The organism is Marinospirillum sp. (assembly GCF_014859565.1).
On the sequence record NZ_JACUUA010000173.1, the window covers coordinates 1 to 6,808 of the forward strand.

The 6,808-nt window shown below is 51.9% G+C and carries 6 protein-coding genes; 3 read left to right on the plus strand and 3 right to left on the minus strand.

Translation table 11 applies throughout. From position 1 onward, the window contains the following. A partial coding sequence (locus tag IBX50_RS15550) for a DEAD/DEAH box helicase family protein (RefSeq protein WP_292257211.1) occupies positions 1–1,221 on the minus strand: 1,221 nt, incomplete at its 3' end. A gap of 302 nt (positions 1,222–1,523) precedes the next feature. On the opposite strand from IBX50_RS15550, the gene IBX50_RS15555 reads away from it, so the two are divergent. Next, complete coding sequence (locus tag IBX50_RS15555; protein WP_292257212.1) at positions 1,524–2,111, plus strand: bifunctional 2-polyprenyl-6-hydroxyphenol methylase/3-demethylubiquinol 3-O-methyltransferase UbiG; 588 nt, start codon at positions 1,524–1,526, stop codon at positions 2,109–2,111. 9 nt (positions 2,112–2,120) lie between these two features. On the opposite strand, the gene IBX50_RS15560 is transcribed toward IBX50_RS15555, so the two are convergent. After that, positions 2,121–3,788, minus strand: a complete 1,668-nt coding sequence (locus tag IBX50_RS15560; protein ID WP_292257213.1) for an AAA family ATPase — start codon at positions 3,786–3,788, stop codon at positions 2,121–2,123. A gap of 168 nt (positions 3,789–3,956) precedes the next feature. Between IBX50_RS15560 and IBX50_RS15565 the strand changes: the two genes are divergently transcribed. Both IBX50_RS15565 and IBX50_RS15570 read left to right on the plus strand, forming a co-directional pair. Further along, complete coding sequence (locus tag IBX50_RS15565) at positions 3,957–5,132, plus strand: AAA family ATPase (protein ID WP_292257214.1); 1,176 nt, start codon at positions 3,957–3,959, stop codon at positions 5,130–5,132. Positions 5,133–5,184: 52 nt separating this feature from the next. Next, the gene (locus tag IBX50_RS15570; protein ID WP_292257215.1) at positions 5,185–6,111 is read left to right on the plus strand and encodes an ADP-ribosylglycohydrolase family protein; all 927 of its coding nucleotides are present in this window, start codon (positions 5,185–5,187) and stop codon (positions 6,109–6,111) included. Here IBX50_RS15570 and IBX50_RS15575 read toward each other — a convergent pair. Then, positions 6,080–6,808 (minus strand): NAD-dependent deacylase (locus IBX50_RS15575; RefSeq protein WP_366930741.1); only part of this gene is annotated, 729 nt, incomplete at its 5' end. The genes IBX50_RS15570 and IBX50_RS15575 overlap by 32 nt on opposite strands.

Below are 6,808 nucleotides of genomic sequence, written 5' to 3' on the forward strand. Positions count from 1 at the left end.
CTGCTTGCGATCTAGCTCAGTATCAACAAAGTATTTGAGCAGAGTATCGACAACCAGTTGATCCCTTGAGGGCACAATCACATGCCTTTGCAGATCAGTGGAAAGATAGTCTTTACCGTTAAAACGAATCTCGCTGAAATCCAGATTACTGTGAAGCCTAAAAGCGTTAATAGGTGATAAGAGCCCCTGTTTAATTGCCTCGACTAAACTCAGGTCAGTTTCGTAGCTGCCAAAGATATCCTCTAGCTTTTGCGCATCCAGCCGTTGGTCGGTTGCCGTTAAGCCGACCAGGGTTTTCAGCTGAAAATGCTGAATGACCTTCTTCACAGTCGGCGCAGTCGCGTGATGCGCTTCATCCACCGCGAGATAATCAAACTGATCCGCTGGTAAGTGCGTAAAAAGGCGGCTCATCATCGAGTAGGTTTGCACCACCAGATCATTATCCAAGCCCTCACCGACTTGCCAAGCATGAAGACCATGATCACCCAAGCGTTTTGAAATCTTTTGAATATGGTCTTGCTTTAACTGCTTGGAAGGCACCATCACCAAACCTTTCTTGGCTGAACCAGCGTGATATTGCTCAACCAGATCAGCAATCAACACCTCAGTTTTGCCTGTTCCGGTCGGCAAGACCACTAAAAAGGCATTCTTACCCTCTGCTCTTGCCTGGCGCATTGCTTCAAGCTGATTGACCTGGTGATCCAGTAATTTAAAAGAGCGTGACACACTGATCTTCTGAGCCAATTCAAAAGACTCAGCGGAACCTAAGAAGCGCTTTAGCTCCTCATGAAAGTTCTCAACAAACCGCATCCCTTCCAATGACCAACGAAAGACCTTGACGCCATAAGCTGCCAAGGAATTCTGCTTAACCAGTTGGCGTCGATATTGGAGCTTGCCGGTAATGATCGGGTGGTGATAGGTCTCCCCGTTCTTTTCTATGGCAACATCACGGCCATCTGCCCGCCGAACATAGTAGTCAATCCAGCGTGTCTGTCCGTGAACATCAATCATGGGGTGTTCGCGAACAACACAGTCAAGCGCTTCACGACCATAGCACTCAATAAAAGCCTGCTCGAAATGAGCTTCTGGCAGGGTCGGATCAATCTCGGATAGGGCACGATTACCACCAGCCCTAATTTCATCCTCGCTAAAATCGCGGTTCAGGTAAGTTTGAAGCAGTTTCCACTCATGCTCGAGTTCGTCCTGGTCATCAATCAGCATTCGAAATAGCCGAACATGCCGATGCATCAGCCCGTTTTGCTCTTTGGTGTATTCAGTATAAGAGTAGGGGTGGTTGCGATCACAAGACCCATGATCCACCATAATGGCGGTATCAGTCCCTGGCTGATGAAAGAGCAAGCCCCTTAGCAAAGGCCTCTTGATGGAAAAACCCAAGGACTGAAGGCGCTGCGTTAGAATTTCTAACAGCCGAGGAGGAAAAGCGGGACTGTTTTCAATGGGCTGTTTCAAAGGTGCTCATCCTTGCTTAATGATATTAATCCACTCTTGAACCCGTGAATGTTATGACAACACTAGAGTTCTATAACCAAAACGCTGAGTCTTTCTTCAAAGATACCATTCAAGTTGATATGTGTGAACTCTACCGCCCCTTCATCCAGCGACTCAAACCCAAGGGGCGCATTCTCGATGCTGGCTGTGGATCTGGACGCGATGCCAAGGCATTCTTGGAAATGGGATTTCAGGTCGATGCCATGGATGCGTCAGTGGAGATGGTCAAGCTGGCCAGCGAATACACAGGGCTACCTGTTAAGCTCCAAATGTTCGAGTCCATTAATGAGGTTGAAGCCTATGATGGAATCTGGACTTGCGCATCGTTACTACACTTACCCGAAGCTGAGCTACCTAACGTCTTCACTCAACTGACCAACTCACTCAAGCCTGGTGGCTTTTGGTATATGTCGTTTAAATATGGCAACGGTCAAAGAGAAAAAGATGGACGAGTGTTCACTGACATGGATGAGCAAAAAATGCAGGCGCTGTTAAAGGGCTGCCCAAAGCTTAAGCTTTTTCAGCAATGGGTAACGGAAGACATCAGACCGCTCAGGAGTGAGAGGTGGTTGAATGTGATTGCCCATAAGTGCGCATCATGAACGGCTTACTCATCCTTGGCTGCTCTTTTTCAAGACTTTCAAAACCACTTTCGCCCTGGAAGCCCCCACGTATTCAATCTGGGGTTTGCTGGCCCATTCGCTGCTGCCTAGGTCCAGCAGGATGACAACGCTGGCTTCCAGTCCTTTAACGGCTGCGATGTTGTAGGCGCATGACTGGTATTGGGGTTTTTCATTCAGCAGTGTTTGCAGGGTTTCGCTTTTTTCGACTTTGAACGGAGTGAGCAGCAGCATGTCGCTGGGACCAAAACCCTGGCTTTCGAGCTTGCTAATGACTTGCTCAAGTGCCTGCAGCTGTTGCTGTGGCGTTTTCCAGCGGATGACTTCAACCGGCTGGTTGCTGTTGGGCAGGTGTTCACCGGGTTCAGCTGCTTCCTTGTGGTTGGCCTTCAGCCAAGTAGCAATTTCGTATGCATTACGGTAGTTCTGGTGGAGTTTGAAGGGGTAAGGCACCAGCCCATCAAATACATCCACCGGCAGAGAAAAGTTGCGTGCGTAGAGGTTTTGTTCAGGATCGGCCACCAGAGTGATGTGCGCCTCGTGTTTCAGCAACTCGCTGATCACCAGCCACCAATCAGGCTCGTAGTCCTGAGCTTCATCAACCACCAGGGCATCCCACTGCTCGGGGTTTTGCTCCAGGGCTTCGAGCAGCAGATTGGGTGCGGTTTCATTATAAAAGCGGCCTACTGCTGCAGGGTCGTTGGGGATCTGCCAGGCGAGACCTGCGGCTCTGGCGCGGCTTTCACACAGCTGGTGAAAAGTCGCGACCTCAATGTTTTCATCTGAGGGATCTTCCCCTAGTGATTTGCGGTGAGCGTCCGCCAGCGCGATGTTAAAACAGAGCAGCAATACTTTTTTGCCTGCTTGTGCCAGCTCCTGTGCCCGCAAGCGAGCCAGCAAGCTTTTACCGGTACCTGCACCACCGAAGATTGCCATACGCGGGATGTGCTCCAGCAAGCGCAACACCCATTGCTGTTCATGGCTGAGGCGCAAGAGTTCCGCTTCCAGTGCCCGCGCCTGATCCGCACCCGTGCTGACCAGAGCGCAAGCCGGGCGCAGCAGGCGGCTGCGGATCAGTGTGGCTTGCTGGCTGGTTAATGGCAGGCTGTTACTGGCCTGAGGACCAGCAAAAGCGGTGTTTTTGAAGCGATGGATGATCTGGGTGGCTTGCAGGGGGTTGAAGTCCGGAGCCAGCAGGAAGTGGTTTTGGTTCACTGCCATTTCAGGAAAGTCACCCTCCCAGCGGTGGGTATCAGGAAACACCAACACCGGAGCGATGGGTAGTCTGATGCTGGTTCCCAGGGCCTTTTCCATGCCTTGCAGAAGGCTGTTGCTGCATTTTTTCAGCTGTGCCAGTGGCGTGTTTTTTAATTCATGGGTGCCGCTGTTGCCCTCCGTCAGCCAGCGCCCTTGACCGTCTAGCCGAATGCCACCGCCTTTGACTTCCCAGATTTGAATGCCGTGTTGCGGGTGGAACAGCAGAAAGTCGATTTCGCCGATCCAGGTGCCTTTGTTATCGCGGGTTTGGGTGGCGAGGCTGAAGTACACTTCCAGGCCATCAAAGTCTAGTTCACGTAGCCAGCGATACACCTTGGCTTCTGCGCGTGAAGGAAGCTGGTTGAGCTCCTGCTCACTGAGTCGGGGGTAGATCTGTGCCATCCAGCACTCCTTTTTTCATTTTAGGGAAGCTACCCCAAATTAACTTGTTTGACCAGTGGTGATGTGTACAGCTCGATGCAAGGTGTATGCACCTGGTTTTGCGTTGTTGCGTCTTATTGTGTCGCACACTGCTGTTAAGCTAAATAAAACTAATTACGGAGGATGCCTATGACTCAGACCGCGACGCTGATCCAGACCCGAGAAATTTTGCAGCACCAGTTACAACTGCTTTGGCAGCAGCCAGATCTGGCATCTTGCCTGCCCCCGGTGATGCTTTGGGGACCGCCCGGTGTTGGAAAAAGCACGGTGATACGTGAGTTGTGCAAGGAATTGCAAATCGGCTTTATTGATGTGCGCCTGGCGCAGCGCGAACCTGTTGATTTGCGGGGCCTTCCGGTTCCAGACGGTGATCAGGTGCGCTGGTTGCTGTCATCTGAGTGGCCGCGCAATCCTAATAGCAAAGGCATCATCCTGTTCGATGAGCTGACAGCCGCAGACCGGACTTTGCAAGTGGCAGCTTATGAGTTCATTTTGGATCGGCGGCTGGGTGAACTGTATCAGGTGCCTGATGGCTGGTTAATTTGTGCAGCAGGGAATCGCAGTGAGGATCGTGCGGTAGCGATGACCTTTTCAAGCGCACTGGCCAACCGCTTCTGTCACCTGGAACTGGCTCCTGATCTGGAGGAGTGGGTTCGTTGGGCTGCATCCCGCGCACTGGATCCACTGGTGAGTGCGTTCCTGCGCTTTCGCCCTCAGGCTTTTTTCAGCATGTCCGGCAATTTGGAGCGAGGCTGGCCTAGCCCCCGCAGTTGGGAGCGGGTGGCGCACTTACTGCAACATCGTCAGCAACTCAGCTGGGATGCATTGGCGCTGATGGTGCACGGTCTGGTTGGTGAAGGAGCAGCAACTGAATTTTTAGGTTTTGCTCGCTGGGCCGAGCAGCTGCCGGATATCCCCGCTCTGCTGCGTGGTGAATTGCTTTTTGAACCACCAGGGCGTGCCGATCAGCGCTTTGCCTTATGTGCAGCTCTGGCTTATCACCTTTGGCGCGCTAAGGATGCAGCTGAGCAGCAACTTTTTCTGGAGCATTTCTTTCGCATAGGGTTAGCACTATCCAGCGACTTTGCCACCCTGGCGATGATGGATGCGATGGAAGGGCAGGATGAAGCGGAGCAGATGCAACGTGCAGAAGCGATTTTTTGCCATCCACGCTTTGAGGCTTGGTCTAATTTGCATGGCCAAGTGTTGGCGCGTGCACAGGAAGCTTGCTTTACCAGTAGCACATCAAATCTGCAAAAGGGAGAGCAATTGCCGCAGCCCAGCGAGTCATTGCGACATATTTAGTCGCATGCATACGCGGGTGATTCTGATCGCAACACAGGAGCTTTAAGAATTGTTGACTGACTCATCTCGTTATTCTGGAGCGCTGTTAGGCCTGGCTTGTGGTGATGCACTGGGTGCTGCACTGGAGTTTGAAGGCCGAGATACGTTTGAGCCTGTTTCTGGTTTTACCGGCGGCGGTGTTTGGCAGTTACAGCCCGGTGAATGGACGGATGACACTAGCCTGGCACTGTGTCTGGCAACCAGCTTGGTAGAAAAGCAGGGGTTCTGTGCGCATGATCAAATGCAGCGCTATTGGCGCTGGTACAGTGAAGGCTATCTAAGCTGCACGGGGAATTGCTTTGATATCGGCAACACTACAAGACGAGCACTGTCCAGGTTTAACCTGAGCCAGGATCCTTGGATGGGTGACGCATCACCAGCACTAAGTGGTAATGGTGCACTGATGCGACTGGTACCTGTGGTGATGGCTACAAGAAACGATATCCAGAGTTTGTGGCGCTGGACCATCGACAGCACGCGTACCACTCATGCCAGCCCAGATTGCATCGACGCTTCACTGGTGTTTGCCAGCCTGTTGCATCGAGTATTGCAGGGGGAGTCTTTACGGAGTGTGCTGCAATCCCCGGCTCACCCTGGAATACCTCACGGGCAGTCAATTCAACGCATCCTCAATGGGGAATATCATTTTCTACATCGTAGTGAGCTAGGTAAAGGCTTCTACGTTATTGAAGCGTTAGAAAATGCCTTGTGGGCTTGCTGGCATGGTGACGATTTAGAGTCCACTTTATTGTTGGCAGCCAACCTCGGGGGTGATGCAGACACCATAGCGGCCATTGCAGGCCAGCTGGCAGGCGCGGCCTATGGGGTGGAGGCATTACCAGATCAATGGTTAGAGCAACTGGCCTGGTACCAAGAGCTGATGCAAATGGCTGATCAGCTATTGCAACTCAACTTGTCCCTGACCGCATCTGCTCGATGAGAAAATGAAAAAAACTAGGGACGACCTGTGTGGCGGGTCCGTATAACCCGTCTTCAAAATCTGGACTGGTTTTTTCCATATTCAGCTCGATGCAGTAAGCTGATTCTGCAGCATCCAAAAAACCGGCGGCAGGATAAACGCGACCGGACGTGCCAATCGAAATAAACAGATCGGCCTGTTCGACCGCTTTGTAACAGGCATCAAGGTGGTAGGGAGTCTCACCAAACCAAACAATATCGGGTCGCAATGCTTGCGCTGGCTCACAGCAACTGCACTTGTCTTCAAGGCTTAAAGTGCCCGACCAGGCTTGTGTTTGCCCGCTGAGACTGCAGCGAGCACGCAATAGTTGACCATGCATACTCAAAAGGTTTTGGCTTCCAGCACGTTGATGCAAGTCATCAACATTCTGACTGATCAGCGTAAAGCGCCCTCCAGCTTCAAGCTGCACTTTTTCAAACTCAACCAAGGCCAGATGAGCAGCATTGGGCTGAATTTCCGGCAGCTGCAACTGTGCACGCCGTTGGTTGTAGAACTGGTGAACCATGGCAGGGTTGCGGCGAAAGGCATCGGGTGATGCCACTTCTTCAATACGATGGTTCTGCCACAAGCCGTTCTGATCACGGAAGGTGCTGATGCCTGACTCTGCAGAAATGCCAGCGCCGGTTAACACAACCACTTGTGGATAAATAAGTTTCAT

Excerpts from the sequence above, each read along its gene's own strand:
- IBX50_RS15555 (WP_292257212.1), top strand. The coding sequence starts at position 1,524 with ATGACAACACTAGAGTTCTATAACCAAAACGCTGAGTCTTTCTTCAAA.
- IBX50_RS15560 (WP_292257213.1), bottom strand. The coding sequence starts at position 3,788 with ATGGCACAGATCTACCCCCGACTCAGTGAGCAGGAGCTCAACCAGCTT.
- IBX50_RS15565 (WP_292257214.1), top strand. The coding sequence starts at position 3,957 with ATGACTCAGACCGCGACGCTGATCCAGACCCGAGAAATTTTGCAGCAC.